Raw genomic sequence first — 19244 nt, 5'->3', positions numbered from 1 at the left:
GTGGTGTAAAGGCCGCGCGCGTCCGCGAGCCGTCAGTTACCGGGCAACGCCGTACCGGGTAGCGGGCTGGTCACGCGAAAGATTGGGGCCGAGCGCGGCGCGTGCCGCCTCGAACGTGTTCCAGTCGGCCACGTCGGGCAACGACGGCACGGTAATCACCTCGCCCTGGTCCAGCCCTGCCAGGGCCGCGTCGACCAGGTCGTCGCCGCTCATGACTATCGATTGCGGCAGGTTCTCGACCGGCTGGCCGGCGGTGTCCCAGAACTCGGTGCGGGTGGCCCCCGGCAGGACCGCCTGGATGCGCACGCCCTTGCCCGCAAGCTCATGTTGCAGCGACTGGGTAAAGGCCAGCACAAACGCCTTGGTGGCGCCGTAGACACCGTTCAGGACCTCGGGCGCGACCGCCACGATCGAGGCGATATTGATGATGGTGCCCTCGCCGCGCGCAACGAACGCCGGGGCGGCGGCGTAGGTGAGCCGGGTCAGCGCCGTGACGTTGAGCTCGATCATTGCCTGCATGGTGTCGACATCCGATTGCAGCAGCGGTGCAGCGCCGCCGAAGCCGGCGTTGTTGACCAGCGTGGTGATGCTTGCATCCGTGCGCAGGATCTCTTCGATGCGTCGTACATCGGCTGCCTGGCCAAGGTCCGCGGTCACGATTTCGACCGAGCGGCCGGTATCGTCGGTAATCCGGCGGGCCAGTGCTTCCAGCCGCGCGCGGTTACGCGCCACCAGGATCAGGTCGTGGCCCCTGCGCGCCAGGCGCTCCGCATAGATGGCGCCGATGCCGGAAGAAGCACCGGTGATGAGGGCGGTGCCGGAATGGTTGTGCGTGGTCATGTCAAAGCTCCAGATTCAGTGAGGGGGGATGTTGGTGGCGGTCGGCGCTGGATCGGCCGGCTGCGTGAAGCCAAGATTAGGCGCACAATGGCGTTGGCACCAATGTCATAGATGCCACCTTTTCTGCCATCCGGGAAGGACACCTTCCTGCTGCCCTCGGGAGATCGACATGCATCACGTGGCCCTTGCCCTCTATCCCGGCTTCCAGGCGCTGAACCTCGCGGTCTCGACGGTGCTGGAGTTCGCCAACCGCTCGCTCGGAGAGCCGCTGTACAAGGTCCACCTGCTGTCCGAGCATGGCGGCCCCGTGTTGAGTTCCGGTGGCTTTTCCGTCGGCACCGAGCCGTTCGGCAAGCGTCGCTTCGACACCGTGCTGGTGGTGGGAGACAACGACGTGCTGCCCACGCCGCCCGCCCTGGTGAAGTTCCTGCAGCGTGCGGCGCGGACTTCGCGGCGCATCGGCGCCACCTGCACCGGTGCCTTCAACCTGGCCGAGGCCGGGGTGCTGGACGGCCGCCGCGCCACCACGCACTGGTACTACGCGGAGCAGTTGCGGCGGCGCTTTCCGAACGTCGGCGTGGAAGAGGACCGCATCTTCATCATCGATGGCCCGGTCTGGACCTCGGCCGGGATGTCGGCCTGCATCGACCTGGCGCTGGCGCTGGTGGAGAAGGACGCGGGCGCCGCGGTTGCGCGCGATGTGGCGAAGTTGCTGGTCGTGTATCACCGGCGCGCCGGCGGCCAGTCACAGTTCTCGGCACTGCTGGACCTGGAACCGCGCTCGGACCGCATTCGTGCCGCGCTGGATTTCGCGCGGCAGAACCTGCAACAGGAACTTTCGGTGGAACAACTGGCGGATGCGGCGCACCTGAGCCCGCGGCAGTTCGCGCGCGCATTTCGTGACGAGACCGGGCAGACCCCCGCCAAGGCCGTGGAGCACCTGCGCGTGGAGGCGGCCAGGCTGATGATGGAAGGCGGCCGCCATGCCATCGATGTGGTGGCGCGGGATACCGGCTTCGGCGACCGCGAGCGCATGCGGCGTGCGTTCCTGCGGGCGTTCGGCCAACCGCCGCAGGCGATCCGGCGCATGGCGCGCGGCGACGAACTGCAGACCGCGTAGGGGCGGCCGTGCCGGTACAGGGGCATGCAAGGAAGTCGGGTATCCGACTTGTTACCCCAGGTACCAATTCCTGTTCCGCGCCATGCCTTTATCCCAGGCTGGCGCGCACATAGAGTTGGTCGCGTGACCCTCACCTGATTGGAGCCAGCATGTCTGTGCAAGAACGTCTCGCAGCGCGCGGCCTGGTGCTGCCGCAGCCACCGCAGCCCCTGGGCAGCTATACCGCGGTCAGCCAGGCCGGCGACCTCCTGTTCATTTCCGGGCAGTTGCCCTTGCAGGATGGCAAGGTGGTCTGGCAAGGCCAGGTCGGCAAGGACCTGGATGTCGGGCAGGGCAAGCGTGCCGCCGAGCTGGCGGCGCTCAACGTGCTGGCGCAGATCCATGCCTACCTGGGTGGCTTCGAGCGCCTGGACCACATCGTCCGCGTCGACGGGCACATTTCCAGCGCGCCCGGCTGGTTCGGGCAGCCGGCGGTGCTCGACGGTGCCTCGGACCTGTTTGGCGAGGTGCTGGCAGAGAAGGCCGGCCACGCGCGCACCATTTCCTCGCACTTCCAGCAGCCGGCGAATGCGGCCGTGATCCTCGTGGTCATTGCCCAGATCCGGCCTGAATAAGCGCGGCGTGAGCCGCTACGCCGAGAACTTCTCGACCAGGAAGTCGACGAACGCCCGTACCCGGCGCGAGACGTGGCGCGCGGACGGGTACAGCAGCACAAAGGGGCGCGTACTGCCGCCGTAGTCCTTCAGCACCTCCACCAGCGTGCCGTCGCGCAGGTCCTGTTCCACGACGAAGCGGTAGGTCTGGAACAGGCCCGCGCCGGCGCGCACCAGCGTGGCCCCGCCCAGGATGTCTTCTGACGCCGCATACGAGCCGGCGGTCACGATATCCGTGTCCTCGCCGTTGACCCGGAACGTCCATGGGATCCGCCGGCCGCTGCTCGGGCGCTCGAACTGGATGCACTCATGCCTGAGCAGGTCCTCCAATGACTGCGGTGTGCCGGCACGCCGCAGATAGCCAGGCGTTGCCACCACCACCAGCTCCGCGTCTTCCAGCTTGCGCGCGATCAGGTTCGAGTCATCCGGCGCACGCCCGCGCACCGACAGGTCATAGGTGTCATCGGCGAAATCCACGTTGCGGTTGCTGATGTGCACGTCGATCTCGACTTCGGGGTAGCGCTCGCGGAATGCCGGCAGCACCGGCAGCACGCGATAGTGCGCGTAAGGGGTCGGCAGGCTGATCCGCAAGCGCCCCGCGGGGGCAGCCTGCTGGCCGCTGATCTGCCGCTCCGCGTCCACCAGCTGCGCCAGTGCGCCGCGGCTCTGCTCGAAATACACCCGGCCTTCGTCGGTCAGGCGGATCTGCCGCGTGGTCCGCACGAACAGCCGCACCCCCAGGCGCTCTTCCAGCCTTTGCACAGTGCGGCTGACTGCGGGCGGTGTCACGCCCGCGGCCACTGCCGCCGCGGTGAAACTGCCCAGCTCCGCGGCCAGGCAGAACAGCTCGATGCTGCCAAGCTGAAGGTCATCGAATTGCCGTTTCATTTCTTTGCTTGCGACCGCAGGCCGCACCGGATCAAGCGATGTATCCATCATATGTGCGCCACTGGCAGAAGTCGATGTCCGGGCCGTGGCCTGCGCCGAAGTGACCACGAGGCTGCGCACGCCAGGCGCGCCGGAGGATTCGTCCCGCTCCATTTGTGCTTGTGGCGCAAGACTGTTTGTGCCGCCAGGGTCTTCGAATACGGAAGCGAATTGCCTAGATTGGAACCCATCGGAGCCGCCGGCCCGATCGGCAAACAAGCCGATTCAATCTACATCGAGGTTCAAGAAAATGAGTGCAGCACAGAAAGTCGTAGTCGTCACGGGCGCATCGCAAGGCATTGGCGCCGAACTGGTCAAGGCGTTCCGGGAGCGCGGCCATCGCGTTGTCGCCACGGCGCGCACCATCAAGCCGTCGGACGACCAGGACATCCTGGCAGTCGCCGGCGATATCGCCGATCCGTCCACGGCGCGCCGCGTCGTCGCCGAGGCCGTGGCAAGGTTCGGCCGCATCGACACCCTGGTCAACAACGCCGGCATCTTCGTCGCCAAGCCGTTCACCAGCTATTCCGACGAGGACTACGCGGCCGTCACCGGCATCAACCTGACGGGCTTCTTCCATATCACGCAGCTGGCCATTGCCGAAATGGAGAAGCAGCGCAGCGGCCACGTGGTCAGCATCACGACCAGCCTGGTCGACCATGCGATCAGCGGGGTGCCGTCGGTGCTGGCCTCGCTGACCAAGGGTGGCCTGAACGCCGCGACCAAGTCGCTTGCCATCGAGTACGCCAGGACCGGCATCCGCGCCAACGCGGTCGCGCCCGGCATCATCAAGTCGCCGATGCATGCGCCGGAAACCCATGAGGCGCTGGGCGCCCTGCACCCGGTGGGTCATATGGGCGAGATGCGCGATATCGTCGATGCTGTCCTGTATCTCGACAACGCGCCGTTCGTCACGGGCGAGATCCTGCATGTAGACGGCGGCCAGAGCGCAGGGCATTGAGCGGACACCCCCGCGGCGCGCGCCGGCGCACCGCGGGTGTTACCCGACGGCGCGACGGGGGAATACCCGTCGCGCCGTATTGCGTTAATCTTTCGGTGCCCGGCGCCGCGCCTGGCGGTTTTCAATCAATCTGCCAAGGTGACGCCGATGGAAGCACACACCGACCACATCCTGATCGTGGATGACGACCGCGAAATCCGTGAACTGGTCTCAACCTACCTCACCAAGAACGGCTTGCGCGTTACCGTGGTGCCTGACGGGCGGCACATGCGGTCGTTCCTGGACGTCAACAGCGTCGACCTGATCGTGCTGGATGTAATGATGCCGGGCGACGATGGCCTGGTGCTGTGCCGTGAACTGCGGGCGGGCAAGCACAAGGCCACCCCGGTGCTGATGCTGACCGCGCGCAGCGACGAGACCGACCGCATCATCGGCCTGGAAATGGGCGCCGACGACTATCTTGCCAAGCCGTTCGCCGCACGCGAGCTGCTGGCCCGCATCAAGGCGGTGCTGCGGCGGACCCGGATGCTTCCGCCCAACCTGCAGATCACCGAGGCCGGGCAGCTGCTTGCATTTGGCGACTGGCAGCTCGACACCACCGCGCGCCACCTGATTGACCAGGATGGCGTCATCGTCGCGCTGAGCGGCGCGGAATACCGGCTGCTGCGCGTCTTTGTCGACCATCCGCAGCGCGTGCTCAACCGCGACCAGCTGCTCAGCCTCACGCAGGGCCGCGAAGCGGAAATGTTCGAGCGCTCGATCGACCTGCTGGTCAGCCGCTTGCGCCAGCACCTCAGGGACGACGCGCGCGAGCCCCGCTACATCAAGACCGTGCGCAGCGAGGGCTATGTCTTCTCGACGCCCGTGGAGATCCGGGAGGCACGCCAGTGAATCTCCGTGCCTTGCCCTGGCCCCGTACGATGGGCGCGCGGCTGTTCCTGATCCTGCTGGCCGGCCTCATCGTCGCCCATGGCCTGTCGTTCGGCGTCCTGTTTGCCGAGCGCTACATCACCGCGCGCAAGGTCATGCTCGGCACCCTGGAGACCGACGTCTCCACCTCGATCGCCATCCTCGACCGCCTGCCCGCGGCGGAGCGCCCGCAGTGGCTGCGCCACGTGAATCGCGGCGCCTACCAATACATCCTGGGGCCGGGGCTGCCGGGCGTGCCAGAGATGTCCGCGCAGGCCACGGAAGTTGCCGACCGGATCATGGAAGCAAGCGGCGGCCGCTTCCCGGTCAGGGTCGAGTCCATCCCCGGCCAGGGCAAGCGCATGCAGGCCCACCTGACCCTCAGCGATGGCAGCCCGCTGACCATCGACGTGCATCCGAAGCCTACGCCGGTGGCGCAATGGCTGCCTTATGTGCTGCTTATCCAGTTGCTGCTGCTGATCCTGTGCTGCTGGCTTGGCGTGCGCCTGGCGATCCGCCCGCTGGTGGCGCTGGCCAATGCCGCCGACGCGCTCGACCCGAATGCCAGGACCCAGCCGCTGGGCGAGACCGGGCCCACCGAACTGGTGCGCGCCGCGCGCGCATTCAATGCCATGCGCGAACGCATTGCCCGCTTTGTCGAGGAGCGCGTGCAGATTCTGGCCGCGATTTCCCACGACCTGCAGACGCCGATCACGCGGATGAAGCTGCGCGCAGAAATGACGGAAGACTCTGAGGAAAAGAGGAAGCTGGTGCAAGACCTCACCGAGATCGAAACGCTGGTGAAGGAGGGGCTGGCCTACGCGCGCGCCATGCATGGCGATGGCGAGACGCCGTCGCGGATCGACATCGGCTCGTTCGTCGAGAGCCTGGTCTACGACTACCAGGACACCGGCAAGGCCGTCACCATCCTGCAGCGTGCCGGCGGCACCCTCGACACGCGCCCGCACGCCTTGCGCCGCATCCTGACCAACCTGACCGACAACGCCCTCAAGTTCGGCGGGGCGGCGGAGCTGAGCGTGCACCGCGAGGACGGCGGCGCGGTGACCATCAGCGTGCTCGACCGCGGGCCCGGCATCCCGGCTGAGCAGCTGGAGTCCGTGCTGCAGCCGTTTGTCCGGCTTGAGGCATCGCGCAACCGGGAGACCGGCGGCACCGGCCTGGGCCTGGCGATTGCGCACCAGCTTGCGCTGGCCATCGGCGGCTCACTGACGCTGCGCAATCGCGAGGGCGGTGGCCTGGAGGCGCGGCTCAGGGTGGGTTGAGCCGCCGCCCGCTACGTTACCAGCCACCCCCCAGCGCACGGAACGTTGCCACCGCCGCGCGGGCATTGTCGGCGCCCACACGTGCCTGCTGGTCGCGCGCGGCCAGCAGCAGGCGGTCTTCCTCCAGCACTTCGAACAGGCTGACCGCGCCGCCCTTGTAGGCGTCCTCGGCGGCGCCGCGCGAGCGCGCGTGGGCAGCCACTTCCACTGTCAGCTCCTTGCCCTGCAGCTCCAGCTGGGTCAGCGTGATGATCGCGTTTTCCACGTCCTCGGTGGCGCGCAGCATGGCCTTGCGGTAGGTGGCCAGGGCTTCGGCGTTGGCGCCTTTGGCCTGCGCCACTTCGGCATCGACCCGGCCGAAGTCGAACAGCCGCCAGCGCAGTCCCGCGATCGCGGCGGGCTGGAAGGCGGACCCGGTGAACAGCTTGCCGGCGGAGAGGCTCTCGAAGCCGAGCAGCGCTGACAGCGACAGCTTCGGGTAGTACTCGGCAGTGGCCACGCCGATGCGGGCACTGGATGCCGCCAGCCGGCGCTCCGCGGCAATCACGTCCGGGCGGCGTTGCAGCAGGTTGGCCGGACCTTGCGCCACGGCGATCTGCGGCACGGCGGTGCGCTCGGTCGGCGTCAGGAGTTCAGCGGCATAGGTGCCCGGATGCGCGCCCATCAATACATCGAGCCGGTTCAGCTGTGTCTCCAGTTCGATCTGCAGCGGCGGGATGGTCACGCGGGTCTGTGCCAGCTGTGCTTCCGCCTGCGCGCGTTCCCGCTCGGCGCCGATGCCATCGGCCAGCCGCAGCTGCACCAGCTCGAGCAGCTTTGCATTGGTCCGCACCTGCTGTTGCGCGATGGCGATGCGCTGCTGCGCGCCGCGCACGCGGAAGTAGGCATCGGCCGCTTCGGCGGCTACCAGCACGCGCACGCCCATGTGCTCGGCTTCCGCGGCCTGGGCCTCCGCGCTGGCGGCCTCGGCGCCGCGCCGCAGGCCGCCGGCCACGTCGATCTCCCAGCTTGCTCCCACACCAGCGCTGTACACCGTCTTGTTGCGCTCAAAGCCCGGCGCGTTCTTGCCGAGGCTGCCCAAAGGCCCTTCCAGCGACTGGCGCTGCCTGGCCACGCTGCCGGACAACGATGCCTGCGGCAGCAGTTCGGCGCCGGCGTGGCTGGCCGCGGCGCGGGCCTGGTCGACCCGCGCAATCGCCGCCGCCAGGTCGAGGTTCTGCTCCAGCGCGCGCTGGATCACGCGCGTCAGCGCGGGATCGTCAAAGCCCAGCCACCAGCTGTCCAGTGACGGCGCGGGCTGCGTGGCCTCGCGGGCGTCCAGCGCCGCTGCGTGCGGGTAGGCCGCGGGCATGTCCGAGGCCGGCATGTGGTAATCGGGGCCGGCCGCGCAGGCCACCAGGGCGGCCGCGGCGCTGGCCGCAAGCAGGGTGGGGAGGAGGCGGGCGATACCGGCGCGGGTGCGCCGGAGCGGGGGGCGGAATGGACTTTGGGGCATGACGGACACCTTTCAACAGCGACGAATAAAGCACAAGCCAAAAACTAACTTGCATGATGATAGTTACTACTCTAGACTAACTTTCAAATTGATAGCAACCCCAATTTCGGAGGAAGCCACTCATGCAGAGAAAGCCGCTTGCTGAGACGCCTTGCCCCATCGCTCGCACGCTGGCCTGCGTTGCCGACAGCTGGAGCGTCCTGATCCTCCGCGAAGCCTTCTATGGCGTGACGCGCTTTGATGAGTTCCAGCAGAACCTGGGCATCGCCCCCAACATGCTGACCCGCCGCCTGAACTCGCTGGTCGAGGACGGCTTGCTGGAGCGCCGCCCGTACTGCGACCGCCCGCCCCGTTCCGAGTACATCCTGACCGAGCGCGGCCATGACTTCCGCCCGGTCCTGCTGGCCATGCTGGCCTGGGCCAACAAGCATCTCGCGCCCGAGGGCCAAAGCGTGCAGCTGGCCAACCGACTCACTGGCGAGCGTGTCGAGCCGGTACTGGTCGATGCCGCCAGCGGCCGCCCCGTCACCGACCCCGATTTCCACATCGTCCCCGGGCCGGCGGCTACCGACGGCCTGCGGCGCCGGCTGGACCGCTCGGCCGAAGCCTGACCCGAACTATCCCGAACCCTACCGAACCCTCCACCCATGCCGCCTCGCAGGCGGGATAAGTCCTGAAAGCAGAAAGGAAGTGCCATGAGCAGTAATACGCTGACTGAACGGGCGGGTACCGAACCCGTTCCCGCTTCGAAATCCAAGGCCAGCCCCAGGCGGCTGCTGGCGACCGGCGCGCTGGTTGTGGCCGGATTGGCCGCAATCGGATACGGCTACCACTGGTGGACATCGGCTCGCCACCTGCAGCGTACCGACGACGCCTACGTCGGCGGCGATGTCACGGTGATCGGCGCCAAGGTCGGGGGCTACATCGCGGAAGTCGCGGTGACGGACAACCAGACGGTCCACGCGGGCGATGTGCTGGTGCGTATCGACGACCGCGACTACCGCGCCGCACTGGCCAAGGCCGAAGGCGCCGTGGCGGCGCAACAGGCACTGCTGGCAAACCTGGATGCCACCGCGCGCCTGCAGGAGGCGGTCATCGCCCAGGCCAAGGCCGGCATCGCGGCCACCAATGCCGACACCGTACGGGCGCGCGACGACCAGGTGCGCTACGCCAGCCTGGTGGCGAAGGCGGCTGTCTCCATCCAGAGCTCGCAGAAGGCTGACTCGGACTACAAGCAGGCCCAGGCCAATGGCGAGAAGGCGCGTGCGGCGCTGCTGGCCGCGCAGCGCCAGCTGGACGTGATCGGCACGCAGAAGCAGCAGGCGCAGGCGTCGCTGGCGCAGGCGACCGCCGAGCGCGACATCGCGAAGCTGAACCTTGGCTATACGGAACTGCGCGCGCCCGTGGACGGCACCGTGGGCAACCGGCGCGCCCGCGTCGGCGCCTTTGCCGGTGCCGGCAGCCAGTTGCTGTCCATCGTGCCGGCCAGCGGGCTGTGGGTGGACGCCAACTTCAAGGAAGGGCAACTGGCGCACATGCGCCCCGGCATGCCGGTCGAAATTGAAGCCGATGTGCTGCCGGGGCGGGTCTTCCATGGCCACGTCGCCAGCCTGGCGCCGGCCACCGGTGCGCAGTTCAGCGTGTTGCCGCCGGAGAATGCCACCGGCAACTTCACCAAGATCGTCCAGCGCGTTCCGGTGCGGATCCGCCTGGACGAGCAGGATGCCCGGCTTGGGGTCCTGCGCCCGGGGCTGTCGGTGATCGCCCAGGTCAACACGCAGCCAGGCAAGCAGGTGCAGTGATGACCACGGCTACCCTGACCACCCCTGCGTCCGCCGTGGCGATGCCGGACGAGATGTCCACTGCCGCCAAGGTGTTCGCCTTCAGCACGATGTGCGTGGGCATGTTCATCGCCTTGCTCGATATCCAGATCGTCTCCGCCTCGTTGCGCGATATCGGCGGCGCGCTCTCGGCCGGCGCCGATGAAACCGTGTGGGTGCAGACCAGCTACCTGATCGCCGAGATCATCGTCATTCCCTTGTCCGGCTGGCTGTCGCGCGTGATGTCGACGCGCTGGCTGTTCGCCGCCTCCGCGGCGGGCTTCACGGTGGCCAGCCTGCTGTGCGGGGTGGCGTGGGACATCAACAGCATGATCGTGTTCCGGGCGCTGCAAGGTTTCCTGGGCGGCTCGATGATCCCGATGGTGTTCACCACGGCCTTTGCCTTCTTCGTCGGCCCCCAGCGTGTCATCGCCGCCGCCACGGTCGGCGGGCTGGCCTCGCTGGCGCCGACGCTGGGGCCCACCATCGGCGGCTGGATCACCGATCACTATTCCTGGCACTGGCTGTTCTTCATCAACCTGGTGCCGGGTATCTTCGTCACCATCGCCGTGCCGCTGCTGGTCAAGATCGACCGGCCCGACTGGTCGCTGGTGCGCGGTGCCGATTACCTGGGCATGGTGCTGATGGCGCTGTTCCTGGGTTGCCTCGAATACACGCTGGAGGAAGGGCCGCGCTGGGACTGGTTCGGCGACGACGTGATCCTGGCCACCGCCTGGATCTCCGGCCTGTCGGGCGTGGGCTTCATCTGGCGCACGCTGACCTATGCCAACCCCGTGGTGGACCTGCGCGCGCTCAAGGACCGGAACTTCGCGCTCGGCTGCTTCTTCTCCTTTGTCACCGGCATCGGCATCTTTGCCACCATCTACCTGACGCCGCTGTTCCTGGGGCGCGTGCGCGGCTTCAGCGCGCTCGATATCGGGCTGGCGGTGTTTTCCACGGGCGTGTTCCAGATGGCATCGATCCCGCTCTATGCCTTCCTGGCCAACCGGGTCGACCTGCGCTGGTTGATGATGATCGGCCTGGGGCTGTTCGCGGTGTCGATGTGGTACTTCGCGCCCATCACGCACGACTGGGGCGCGGCGCAACTGCTGCTGCCGCAGGCGCTGCGCGGCATGGCCCAGCAGTTCGCGGTGGCGCCCACGGTGACACTGACCCTGGGCAGCCTGCCGCCGGAGCGGCTCAAGCTTGCGTCCGGGCTGTTCAACCTGATGCGCAACCTGGGCGGGGCCATCGGCATCGCCGCCTGCGCGACCGCGCTCAACAACCGCGGCAACCTGCACTTCCTGCGCGAGGCAGAGCACCTGAACATCCGTAATGAAGCCATGGGCAACCTGTTGCAAGGGATCAGCGACCAGTTCGTCGCGGTCGGGCACGATGCCCTCGATGCGCAGACCGCCGCCCTCAGGCAATTGTGGGGACTGGCCTGGCGCGAGGCGCAGACCCAGACCTTTGGCGACATCTTCCTGCTGATCCTGGTCTGCTTCGCGATCGCCACCGCCATGGTGCCGCTGATGCGCAAGGTTGCAGCGCCGAAGGGTCCGTCGGCAGACGCGCATTGATTGTGGAACGACCATGAAAGTCAGTCTGTGCAATCGGCTCCTGCCTGTCGCGCTGATCGTGGCGAGCGCCACGGTGGCATATGCGGGGGAGCGCCCGCGCGAAAACGGTGTGGCGTGCGCTCGTGCAGCTAATGCCTATTGCAATCTTCCAGATCAGGGCAACAGGCCAATGCCGCAAGGCGTGCCGCAGGGAGAGTTCGCTTGACCGGCGTGCCAGTCCTTCAGCCGGGCTGCTTTGTATCGAAGTATGTCGCCATCGCGGATACATACACAGCGATACAAATCCCCTGAAATCCGACACATTCCGCTTGCCATGGCCTCCTAGACTCGTGCTCACATTGATCACGCAAACGGGAGAAGCAAATGTCGAAGACAGTCGATCTACCTCGTCGAGGCTTTCTGGGTGCAGCGGCAGTGACGCTGGCCACCGCGCCGTTCGGGCTGCCGCAGGCCGCCCGCGCGCAAACCGGTGTGTCGAAGGCGCCGGCGCTGCCCTTGACCACGCCGGGCACCCATGCCAGCTTCGCGCCGGTCAGGCAAGTCAACGCCGGCGTGCTCAATATCGGCTACGCCGAGGCCGGCCCTGCCACCGGGCCGGTCGCGCTGCTGCTGCACGGCTGGCCCTACGACATCCACAGCTTTGTCGACGTGGCGCCGCTGCTGGCGGCCCGCGGCTATCGCGTGATCATTCCCCACCTGCGTGGCTTTGGCTCGACGTCCTTCCTGTCTGCCGACACCATGCGCAACGGCCAGCCCGTAGCGATAGCCGCCGACATGATCGCGCTGATGGACGCGCTGAATATCCGCAATGCCGTAGTGGCCGGCTTTGACTGGGGCGCGCGCACCGCCGACATCATGGCGGCGATCTGGCCGGACCGCTGCAGGGGGCTGGTCGCGGTCAGCGGCTACCTGATCGGCAGCCAGGCAGCCGGCAAGCAGCCGCTACCGCCCGAGGCCGAGCTCCAGTGGTGGTACCAGTTCTATTTCTCCACCGACCGGGGCCGCGCCGGCTACCAGAAGTACACCCACCAGTTCGCCAGGCTGATCTGGAAACTGGCATCGCCGCAATGGCAGTTCGATGATGCGACGTTCAACCGCAGCGCCGCCGCCTTCGACAATCCCGACCACGTCGACATCACCATTCACAACTACCGCTGGCGGCAGGGGTTGGCCAGCGGGGAAGCCAGGTTCGACAACCTCGAGAAGCGGCTCGCCACGGCCCCCACCATCGGCGTGCCCACCATTACCATGGAAGGCGATGCCAACGGCGCGCCGCACCCCGAGCCGAGCGCCTATGCCAGCAAGTTCACGGGCCGCTACGAGCACCGGAACCTGACGGGCGGGATCGGCCACAACCCGCCGCAGGAAGCGCCCACCGCATTTGCGCAGGCGGTGCTCGATGTAGACAGGCGCTGACGCATGAGGGGCGCAATGCGCAGATTGCTGATACTGGCTGCCATGACGCTGTCGGCGCTGGCATCGGAGCTGGGCGGCGCTGGCCATCGGTGCACATGGTCGGGCATGCCCCGGACCATGCGCCCGGATAAGCGGGCACGAAACAAGGGCGGCCCGGGGGCTGAGGGCATTGCCATGCCCCAGCGCCCGCCGCCGCCCGCCTGCCGCGCTCAGCGCAGCGACCTGAACGCTGCGCGCAACTCTTGAGCGAACAGCTGCGGCTCTTCCCATGCCGCGAAGTGGCCACCCTTGTCGACCTTGTTGAAGTAGGTCAGCCTGGGGTAGGCGCGCTCGGCCCAGCTGCGCGGGGCTTGATAGAGCTCGCCGGGAAATACCGTCACGCCTACAGGCACCTTGATCTGTGCGGTCATCTGCTCGGCGGCGTTGAAGTTGTTGGTGTTGTTTTCCCAATATAGCTGTGCTGACGACGTGGCGCTGTTGGTGAGCCAGTAGAGCGTGATGTCGTCGAGCATCTCGTCCCTGGTCAGCGAGCGCTCGGGGTTGCCACCGCTGAAGGTCCAGGCGGCAAACTTGTCATAGATCCATGCCGCCTGCCCTGCGGGGGAATCTGCCAGGCCATAGCCCACGGTCTGCGGGCGGGTCACCATCATCGCGGCATAGCCGCCGCCCAGCGTATACAACTTGTTCATCGACTCGAAGGCTGACCTTTCGGCGGCGGACAGGCCGGCCGGCGCTGCTTCGCCGTTCTTCAGCGCCCGGGCGACGTCCGCTGGCACGGTGGCGGGCATATTGACGTGAATGCCGAGCAAGCCCTGTGGTGCCTGGCGGCCCTGCGCATGCGCCACGACCGAGCCCCAGTCGCCGCCCTGTGACACATAACGTGTGTAGCCCAGCCGCTTCATCAACACATCCCACGCACCTGCAATGCGGTCGGGACCCCAGCCGGTCCCGACGGGTTTGCCGGAGAAGCCGTAGCCGGGCATCGACGGAATCACCACATCGAAGGCGTCCTCGGCACGGCCGCCGTAGGCGGTGGGATCGGTGAGCGGGCCAATCACCTTCAGCAGTTCAAAGACCGAGCCCGGCCAGCCGTGGGTGATGACGAGCGGCAGCGCATTGGGATGGCGCGATCGCACATGCAGGAAGTGGATGTCGAGCCCGTCGATCCTGGTGACGAACTGGGGGTAGGCGTTCAGCTTTTGCTCTGCCTTGAACCAGTCGTAGTCGTTGCCCCAATAGCGCACCAGTTCCTGGATCTTCGCCAGCTGCACGCCCTGCGATTGATCGGATACCGTCTCGCGGTCTGGCCAGCGCGTGGCGGCGATGCGCTGGCGCAGGTCGGCCAGTGCCGCTTGCGGGAAGCTGGCGTGGAAGGGGCGAATGGATGCGTCCTCGGTCGCCGCGCGTTGCGGGATTGCGCCGCCTTCGGCGGCCGGCGATGCCTGGGCGTGGCTTGGCAAGGCCAATTGAGCCAGGCATAAAGCGATCGTGGCGATGGCAGGTGCCGTGCGTGCTGCGTGGAGTTTCATGTCGATACCAGGTAGAGGGAAAGTGGAATACGGTCAGCGGCGTGTCGTTGGCGGGTGCACGTCGGGTTTCGGCTGATACACCGCGGCGGCGTAGATGGCATCCGCAACCTGCTTCGGCCTTGACAGCTGCGGTACGTGGCTCGTCGGCAGTGTCACGATGCGGGCGGAGATCTTCTGTGCCATCGCTTTCTGCAAGGCGGGCTGGATCATGTGATCCTGCTCGCTGAGGATGTACCAGGACGGCCTGGTCCGCCATGCGGCAACCGTGACCTTGTCCTCGAAGCTCTTGCCGCTGACGGGTCCCTGTGTCGCCGCCATGATCCGGGTCTGGGCCGCTGGCACGTCCTGGGCGAAGTGTTTGGACATCCCCTCGGGCGTCAGCGTCAGGAAACCGTCCTTGTCAGCGACGATGAAGCTGGATCCCTCGGGCTTTGGGTAATCCTTGGCCAGGTCCGCCACCGACTGGTTTTCCGAAGGTGCAAACGCCGCGACATAGACCAGGGCCTTGACGCGCTCATGCTGTCCGATTTCAGAGATCACCACACCGCCCCAGGAATGCCCCACCAGCACGACCGGTCCGGCCTGCTTGTCGAGCGCGCGGCGCGTGGCTGCCACGTCGTCGGCCAGGGAAGACAGCGGGTTCTGGACCGATACAACATGAAGCCCCTTGGACTGGAGCAGGGCAATGACCTTGTCCCAGGCCGATCCGTCGGCAAAGGCGCCGTGCACAAACACCACCGTGGTAGCGCGGGTGTCAGCAGCCGGTGCGGCGGCGGCTGTGCTCGCAGCGGCTGCAAGGCTGCTGACGGTGGCAACAAGCGCCGCAGTCCTGATGAACGTATTCAATGTCTTCATGCGATTCCCCTTAAGGGTCAGGTACTAATGGGATTGGAGAGTGGCCGCTCTGCCGGCATCGGCAGCCCGGGTCAGACGGTGAGGGCGGCCACGCAAAGGGCTGTCCCGAAGGCATACGTTCCCAGGGCACCAACGGCGCGGGCCGGATTCGGCCTGGACATGGAGGGCCAGGCAAGCAGTGCAACCACCAGGAGCACGCGACAGGCAGTTGCACCTGCCATGCACCAGACCGCCCAGCCAGGCGGATGCTGAGTTCCGAGGTACAGGAAGAGCACCGCAAGGAACGGCGCGTACTCGGTGGTGTTGCCGTGAGCGCGAATCAGCCGTGCCAGCAGTTGATCGGGCTCGGATGGGTAGCCGCTCAGCACGCCGATCCTGGACCGCTGCACCGAGGTGGCGAGTCCGAGCGAGAACAGAAGCAGACCGAGGACAGTGGTGCAGGCCAGCGCAATGATGTTCATTCGATACCTCGTGGATGGTCGATAGCGCGCATTGGGAGAAGCCCATCGGGAGTTGATTGACAGTTTCAGGATAGGGTCCTAGCCTTTGTCCTGAATGACGAACTTCCCTCGTTTCAGGACAACATGAACCAAATCGGCCTCGTGCTCTTCCCCGGCTTTCAGATGCTCGATTTGGCGGCGGTGTCGGTCTTCGAGATGGCTAACCTCGAAGTGCGGGTCCCGGCCTACGAAATCCATGTCGTCTCGGAACGCGGCGGGGCCGTGAAGAGTTCAATGGGCACGGCGATCCAGACCACCGCGATGGATCCGCTGGCTTTTGACACGCTGATGGTTGGGGGCGCTACCTCGGTGCCGGCGCCATCGCCCAGGCTGCTGCGCCTGCTAGGCCATGCACTCGAGCCGACCAGGCGCATGGCCAGCATCTGCACAGGGGCGTTCATCCTCGCCGAGGCCGGCATCCTGGACGGCCGGCGGGCTACTACGCATTGGCACCATGCCAGTACGCTGCGGCAGCGCTTTCCTGCGGTGCGCGTCGAAGACGACCGCATCTTTGTCCGGGACGGAACGGTGTGGACATCGGCCGGCATGACGGCATGCATCGACCTTGCGCTGGCACTGGTAGAGCAAGACCTGGGGACCGACGTGTCGCGCGCAGTCGCGAAGAAGCTCGTGGTTCATCACCGCCGTGCCGGGGGGCAGTCCCAGTTCTCGATGCTGTCGGAACTGGAATCGAGGTCAGAGCGCATACAAGCGGCATTGACCTACGCCAGGAATCATCTGCACCAGGATCTGTCGGTGGAGCTGCTCGCCAGCGCCGCCAACATGAGCCCGCGGCATTTCAGCCGCGAGTTCCGGCAGAGCACGGGCCAGTCCCCGGCACGTGCCGTCGAGCGCTTGCGCGCCGACACGGCCCGCCTGCTCGTGGAAGCCGGCACGCTGACGATCGAGCGCATCGCCAGCAAGACCGGCTTCTCCGACCCGGAGCGCATGCGCCGGGCGTTCTTGCGGATTTTCGGCGAGCCGCCGCAATCCCTCAAGCGTGCCGCCCGTGCGCGGCGCAGCGAAGAGCCGGCCGCCGTGTGACGGACGGCCAGGCGCTGTGCGTCACGCTATTCGGGACACCGGCGCATGATAATATTCGCATGCGAACGAAATCTCACCCTTTATGACGCACCAGACATGGAACATCGCCTCGTCTACCTGTTGAACGTGGGTCAGCGGCGCCTGCAGCGGTGGTCACAAGCGCGCACTGCCGCGGGTGGCGTGACATCAGCCCAGGCCGGACTGCTTTTCTTCCTGGGCAGCAACGATGGCGCGCTGACGAGCGAGGCTGCCGCGGCGCTGGACCTGGGCGCGCCCGGGATGAGCGGCCTGGCCGACCGGACCGAAAGGGCCGGCCTGATCGAGCGCCGGCCGGACGAGAACGACGGCCGTGCCTCGCGCCTGTGGCTGACGGAGGCAGGGCGCCTGGCGCGCCAGCGTTCCAAGGCGAGCATGAAGGCATTGAATACCAGGCTCACCGAAGGTTTCACCGCCGCCGAGATCGACGTGGTGGCGCGCTGGCTGACCAGCCTGCAGACAAAGTTTCCGGCCGCGGACGAGGGCGAGGTGTAGCCTCGCAGCGGCCGGAGAGCGAGGCAGTCGACTCACTGCGCGGCAACCCTGGTGAAGTCTGGTTTGCGCTTTTCGGCGAAGGCCGAGAATGCTTCCCGGGCTTCCGCACTGGCCAGCCGCTCCTCGAACCTGGCGCTTTCGCTGTTCATCTGCGAAACCAGTTTTTCCGCATTGCGCATGAGCTGTTTCATTGCGCTCAGGGAGCCGGCCGGCCTGGCGGCAATCTTCTCGGCCATCCGGCGCGCATCCGTGCGCAGCTGGTCATTGGCGCAAACCTTGTTCGCGATGCCCCATGCCAAGGCCGTTTGCGCGTCAAGCGGCTCGCCCAGCGCGAACATCTCGAAAGCCCTGACGTGCCCGATCCGCAGCGGGAGCAGGTAACTCGAAGCCGCTTCGGGAACCAAGGCGAGATTGACGAAAGGCGTGATCAGTTGCGCGTCCTGGCCGAGCACCACGTAATCACAATGCAGCAGCATGGTGGTCCCGACGCCGACGGCCTTGCCATTGACCGCGGCGACAATCGGTACGGTCGAATTGGCAAGGGCGCGCAGGAAGCGATGCACGTGACGTTCGCTGGGGCCATTTCCCGACGCGATCGCCGCGAATTCGCCGAGATCATTGCCGGCCGTAAAGCTGTCCCCGTCCCCCTGCAGCAGCAATACCCGGATAGCCCGGTCCTGCTGTGCCTGCTCGATGGTGTCGGCAAGTGCGCCGTACATCTCGTTCGTCAAGGCGTTCATTTTGTCCGGCCGCGCAAGCGTCATGGTCAGCACGCCGCCGGTGAGGTCAATGCGGATTTCGGGGGTCATTGGTCGGTCTCCAGGTGAGAGTTGCACGCTGCCGTGCAGGCATCGCGATTAAGTTCGCATGCGAAGTATATAGATAGTTCGTGTGCGAAGTAAACGGTTGAGGCCGGGCAGTGTGCGGAATCGGCGTCTGGGCGGCGGCGCCCTCCACATAGACGGTGTGGGCAGGGGCGTGCTTCCGGTGCCTCGCGGGCGCGGAATACAGCACAAGCGAAGAACGAACTTGCATGATGATAGTGACTACCCTAGACTGACTTTCAAATCGATAGCAAGCAGGTCTCTCGAGGAAGCCAATCATGCAGAAGAAGCCACTTGGCGAAACGCCGTGTCCGATTGCTCGCACCGCGGCCCGCGTCGCCGACAGCTGGAGCGTATTGATCCTGCGCGAAGCCTTTTACGGCGTGACCCGGTTCGACGAGTTCCAGCAAAACCTGGATATCGCGCCCAATATGCTCACGCGTCGCCTGAACTCGCTTGTCGAAGAAGGCATGCTTGAGCGTCGCCAGTACTGCGACCGCCCGCCCCGCTCCGAGTACATCCTGACCGAGCGCGGGCGCGATTTCCGCCAGGTGCTGCTGGCGATGCTGGCCTGGGGCAACAAGCATCTCGCGCCTGAAGGCGAAAGCGTGCAGTTGACGAACCGGCGCACCGGCGTGCGCGTGGAGCCTGTGCTGGTCGACCCTGCCAACGGGCGCCCGGTCACCGATGCCGACTATCACCTTGCACCCGGCCCCGCCGCCAGCGACCGCGTGCGCCAGCGGCTGTCGCGCTCGACAGACGCCTGAGCCGGATTTCCCGCGCAGCCAATTCTTGTTGCAACCTTCAAGACCCGGCTACCGGGCGCATACCGCATGGAGTGCGTGCGGCCGATTGAAACTGATTGTTTGGTAGGGAGAATGCGATGCATGCAAGAGATGTCGTGCTGTGCCAGCCGGTGCGCACCGCCATTGGCGCCTACAACGGCTCACTGAAGGC

Annotated in this window: 20 protein-coding genes; 13 read left to right on the top strand and 7 right to left on the bottom strand. The window is 66.5% G+C overall.

Features of this window, described 5'->3' with window-relative positions:
- Positions 1–36: 36 nt before the first annotated feature.
- The gene (locus AC3WRI_RS06125; RefSeq protein ID WP_010810266.1) at positions 37–840 is read right to left on the bottom strand and encodes an SDR family NAD(P)-dependent oxidoreductase; all 804 of its coding nucleotides are present in this window, start codon (positions 838–840) and stop codon (positions 37–39) included.
- Between the two features lie 169 nt (positions 841–1009).
- Between AC3WRI_RS06125 and AC3WRI_RS06120 the strand changes: the two genes are divergently transcribed.
- Positions 1010–1960 carry a GlxA family transcriptional regulator gene (locus AC3WRI_RS06120; protein ID WP_010810265.1) on the top strand — a complete coding sequence of 317 codons (951 nt, stop codon included), beginning with the start codon at positions 1010–1012 and terminating at the stop codon, positions 1958–1960.
- A gap of 149 nt (positions 1961–2109) precedes the next feature.
- Positions 2110–2574, top strand: coding sequence for a RidA family protein (locus AC3WRI_RS06115; RefSeq protein ID WP_010810264.1), 465 nt, complete (start codon positions 2110–2112; stop codon positions 2572–2574).
- A 15-nt stretch (positions 2575–2589) separates the two neighbouring features.
- Here the strand turns inward: AC3WRI_RS06115 and AC3WRI_RS06110 are convergent, their stop codons facing one another.
- Positions 2590–3501 (bottom strand): LysR family transcriptional regulator, encoded by a 912-nt coding sequence (locus AC3WRI_RS06110; protein ID WP_010810263.1) that lies wholly within the window; start codon positions 3499–3501, stop codon positions 2590–2592.
- A 289-nt stretch (positions 3502–3790) separates the two neighbouring features.
- On the opposite strand from AC3WRI_RS06110, the gene AC3WRI_RS06105 reads away from it, so the two are divergent.
- The 3 genes from AC3WRI_RS06105 (at position 3791) to AC3WRI_RS06095 (ending at position 6693) form a co-directional block, all read left to right on the top strand.
- A complete protein-coding gene (locus AC3WRI_RS06105) occupies positions 3791–4501 on the top strand; it encodes an SDR family NAD(P)-dependent oxidoreductase (RefSeq protein WP_492292863.1) in 711 nt (236 codons plus the stop codon).
- Between the two features lie 147 nt (positions 4502–4648).
- Positions 4649–5392, top strand: a complete 744-nt coding sequence (locus AC3WRI_RS06100; protein WP_011617473.1) for a response regulator — start codon at positions 4649–4651, stop codon at positions 5390–5392.
- Complete coding sequence (locus tag AC3WRI_RS06095) at positions 5389–6693, top strand: sensor histidine kinase (protein WP_011617472.1); 1305 nt, start codon at positions 5389–5391, stop codon at positions 6691–6693. Before AC3WRI_RS06100 ends, AC3WRI_RS06095 begins: the two co-directional genes overlap by 4 nt.
- 16 nt (positions 6694–6709) lie before the next feature.
- Here the strand turns inward: AC3WRI_RS06095 and AC3WRI_RS06090 are convergent, their stop codons facing one another.
- Positions 6710–8188 carry an efflux transporter outer membrane subunit gene (locus AC3WRI_RS06090; RefSeq protein ID WP_439671963.1) on the bottom strand — a complete coding sequence of 493 codons (1479 nt, stop codon included), beginning with the start codon at positions 8186–8188 and terminating at the stop codon, positions 6710–6712.
- Positions 8189–8310: 122 nt separating this feature from the next.
- Between AC3WRI_RS06090 and AC3WRI_RS06085 the strand changes: the two genes are divergently transcribed.
- From AC3WRI_RS06085 to AC3WRI_RS06065, 5 genes are all read left to right on the top strand, one after another.
- Complete coding sequence (locus AC3WRI_RS06085; RefSeq protein ID WP_492292861.1) at positions 8311–8799, top strand: winged helix-turn-helix transcriptional regulator; 489 nt, start codon at positions 8311–8313, stop codon at positions 8797–8799.
- An 84-nt stretch (positions 8800–8883) separates the two neighbouring features.
- Positions 8884–9990 (top strand): HlyD family secretion protein, encoded by a 1107-nt coding sequence (locus AC3WRI_RS06080; RefSeq protein WP_010810257.1) that lies wholly within the window; start codon positions 8884–8886, stop codon positions 9988–9990.
- Positions 9990–11588 (top strand): DHA2 family efflux MFS transporter permease subunit, encoded by a 1599-nt coding sequence (locus AC3WRI_RS06075; RefSeq protein WP_010810256.1) that lies wholly within the window; start codon positions 9990–9992, stop codon positions 11586–11588. The genes AC3WRI_RS06080 and AC3WRI_RS06075 overlap by 1 nt, the downstream gene beginning before the upstream one ends.
- A 13-nt stretch (positions 11589–11601) precedes the next feature.
- Positions 11602–11793, top strand: a complete 192-nt coding sequence (locus AC3WRI_RS06070; protein WP_492292860.1) for a hypothetical protein — start codon at positions 11602–11604, stop codon at positions 11791–11793.
- 158 nt (positions 11794–11951) lie between these two features.
- Positions 11952–13004 (top strand): alpha/beta fold hydrolase, encoded by a 1053-nt coding sequence (locus tag AC3WRI_RS06065; protein WP_492292858.1) that lies wholly within the window; start codon positions 11952–11954, stop codon positions 13002–13004.
- 209 nt (positions 13005–13213) lie between these two features.
- On the opposite strand, the gene AC3WRI_RS06060 is transcribed toward AC3WRI_RS06065, so the two are convergent.
- The 3 genes from AC3WRI_RS06060 to AC3WRI_RS06050 all read right to left on the bottom strand — a co-directional run bounded on the left by AC3WRI_RS06060 (position 13214) and on the right by AC3WRI_RS06050 (position 15849).
- A complete protein-coding gene (locus AC3WRI_RS06060; RefSeq protein ID WP_492292856.1) occupies positions 13214–14533 on the bottom strand; it encodes an epoxide hydrolase family protein in 1320 nt (439 codons plus the stop codon).
- 33 nt (positions 14534–14566) lie between these two features.
- Positions 14567–15388, bottom strand: coding sequence for an alpha/beta fold hydrolase (locus tag AC3WRI_RS06055; protein ID WP_011617467.1), 822 nt, complete (start codon positions 15386–15388; stop codon positions 14567–14569).
- A gap of 71 nt (positions 15389–15459) precedes the next feature.
- Positions 15460–15849 carry an MAPEG family protein gene (locus AC3WRI_RS06050; RefSeq protein ID WP_011617466.1) on the bottom strand — a complete coding sequence of 130 codons (390 nt, stop codon included), beginning with the start codon at positions 15847–15849 and terminating at the stop codon, positions 15460–15462.
- 123 nt (positions 15850–15972) lie between these two features.
- Here AC3WRI_RS06050 and AC3WRI_RS06045 point away from each other — a divergent pair, with 123 nt between their 5' ends.
- Together AC3WRI_RS06045 and AC3WRI_RS06040 are read left to right on the top strand one after the other, a co-directional pair.
- Entirely contained in the window at positions 15973–16932 is a 960-nt protein-coding gene (locus AC3WRI_RS06045; RefSeq protein ID WP_010810251.1) for a GlxA family transcriptional regulator, read from the top strand.
- Between the two features lie 96 nt (positions 16933–17028).
- On the top strand, positions 17029–17463 hold the full coding sequence (locus AC3WRI_RS06040; protein WP_010810250.1) for a MarR family winged helix-turn-helix transcriptional regulator: 435 nt from the start codon (positions 17029–17031) through the stop codon (positions 17461–17463).
- 32 nt (positions 17464–17495) lie between these two features.
- Here the strand turns inward: AC3WRI_RS06040 and AC3WRI_RS06035 are convergent, their stop codons facing one another.
- The gene (locus tag AC3WRI_RS06035; protein ID WP_010810249.1) at positions 17496–18272 is read right to left on the bottom strand and encodes an enoyl-CoA hydratase; all 777 of its coding nucleotides are present in this window, start codon (positions 18270–18272) and stop codon (positions 17496–17498) included.
- A 293-nt stretch (positions 18273–18565) separates the two neighbouring features.
- On the opposite strand from AC3WRI_RS06035, the gene AC3WRI_RS06030 reads away from it, so the two are divergent.
- Entirely contained in the window at positions 18566–19054 is a 489-nt protein-coding gene (locus tag AC3WRI_RS06030) for a winged helix-turn-helix transcriptional regulator (protein ID WP_492292854.1), read from the top strand.
- The last annotated feature ends 190 nt before the right edge of the window (positions 19055–19244 follow it).

It is taken from the genome of Cupriavidus sp. FW305-27 (genome assembly GCF_058787995.1).
The sequence above is the reverse complement of the archived record's forward strand: the minus strand, read 5'-3'. Positions and strand labels throughout refer to the sequence as shown.

What these genes read in the sequence shown, in the direction of transcription:
- AC3WRI_RS06040 (WP_010810250.1), top strand. Translation starts at nt 17,029, where the DNA reads ATGGAACATCGCCTCGTCTACCTGTTGAACGTGGGTCAGCGGCGCCTG.
- AC3WRI_RS06045 (WP_010810251.1), top strand. Translation starts at nt 15,973, where the DNA reads ATGAACCAAATCGGCCTCGTGCTCTTCCCCGGCTTTCAGATGCTCGAT.
- AC3WRI_RS06105 (WP_492292863.1), top strand. Translation starts at nt 3,791, where the DNA reads ATGAGTGCAGCACAGAAAGTCGTAGTCGTCACGGGCGCATCGCAAGGC.
- AC3WRI_RS06100 (WP_011617473.1), top strand. Translation starts at nt 4,649, where the DNA reads ATGGAAGCACACACCGACCACATCCTGATCGTGGATGACGACCGCGAA.
- AC3WRI_RS06035 (WP_010810249.1), bottom strand. Translation starts at nt 18,272, where the DNA reads ATGACCCCCGAAATCCGCATTGACCTCACCGGCGGCGTGCTGACCATG.
- AC3WRI_RS06065 (WP_492292858.1), top strand. Translation starts at nt 11,952, where the DNA reads ATGTCGAAGACAGTCGATCTACCTCGTCGAGGCTTTCTGGGTGCAGCG.
- AC3WRI_RS06125 (WP_010810266.1), bottom strand. Translation starts at nt 840, where the DNA reads ATGACCACGCACAACCATTCCGGCACCGCCCTCATCACCGGTGCTTCT.
- AC3WRI_RS06115 (WP_010810264.1), top strand. Translation starts at nt 2,110, where the DNA reads ATGTCTGTGCAAGAACGTCTCGCAGCGCGCGGCCTGGTGCTGCCGCAG.
- AC3WRI_RS06075 (WP_010810256.1), top strand. Translation starts at nt 9,990, where the DNA reads ATGACCACGGCTACCCTGACCACCCCTGCGTCCGCCGTGGCGATGCCG.
- AC3WRI_RS06085 (WP_492292861.1), top strand. Translation starts at nt 8,311, where the DNA reads ATGCAGAGAAAGCCGCTTGCTGAGACGCCTTGCCCCATCGCTCGCACG.
- AC3WRI_RS06030 (WP_492292854.1), top strand. Translation starts at nt 18,566, where the DNA reads ATGCAGAAGAAGCCACTTGGCGAAACGCCGTGTCCGATTGCTCGCACC.
- AC3WRI_RS06050 (WP_011617466.1), bottom strand. Translation starts at nt 15,849, where the DNA reads ATGAACATCATTGCGCTGGCCTGCACCACTGTCCTCGGTCTGCTTCTG.
- AC3WRI_RS06090 (WP_439671963.1), bottom strand. Translation starts at nt 8,188, where the DNA reads ATGCCCCAAAGTCCATTCCGCCCCCCGCTCCGGCGCACCCGCGCCGGT.
- AC3WRI_RS06070 (WP_492292860.1), top strand. Translation starts at nt 11,602, where the DNA reads ATGAAAGTCAGTCTGTGCAATCGGCTCCTGCCTGTCGCGCTGATCGTG.
- AC3WRI_RS06055 (WP_011617467.1), bottom strand. Translation starts at nt 15,388, where the DNA reads ATGAAGACATTGAATACGTTCATCAGGACTGCGGCGCTTGTTGCCACC.
- AC3WRI_RS06120 (WP_010810265.1), top strand. Translation starts at nt 1,010, where the DNA reads ATGCATCACGTGGCCCTTGCCCTCTATCCCGGCTTCCAGGCGCTGAAC.
- AC3WRI_RS06110 (WP_010810263.1), bottom strand. Translation starts at nt 3,501, where the DNA reads ATGAAACGGCAATTCGATGACCTTCAGCTTGGCAGCATCGAGCTGTTC.
- AC3WRI_RS06060 (WP_492292856.1), bottom strand. Translation starts at nt 14,533, where the DNA reads ATGAAACTCCACGCAGCACGCACGGCACCTGCCATCGCCACGATCGCT.
- AC3WRI_RS06080 (WP_010810257.1), top strand. Translation starts at nt 8,884, where the DNA reads ATGAGCAGTAATACGCTGACTGAACGGGCGGGTACCGAACCCGTTCCC.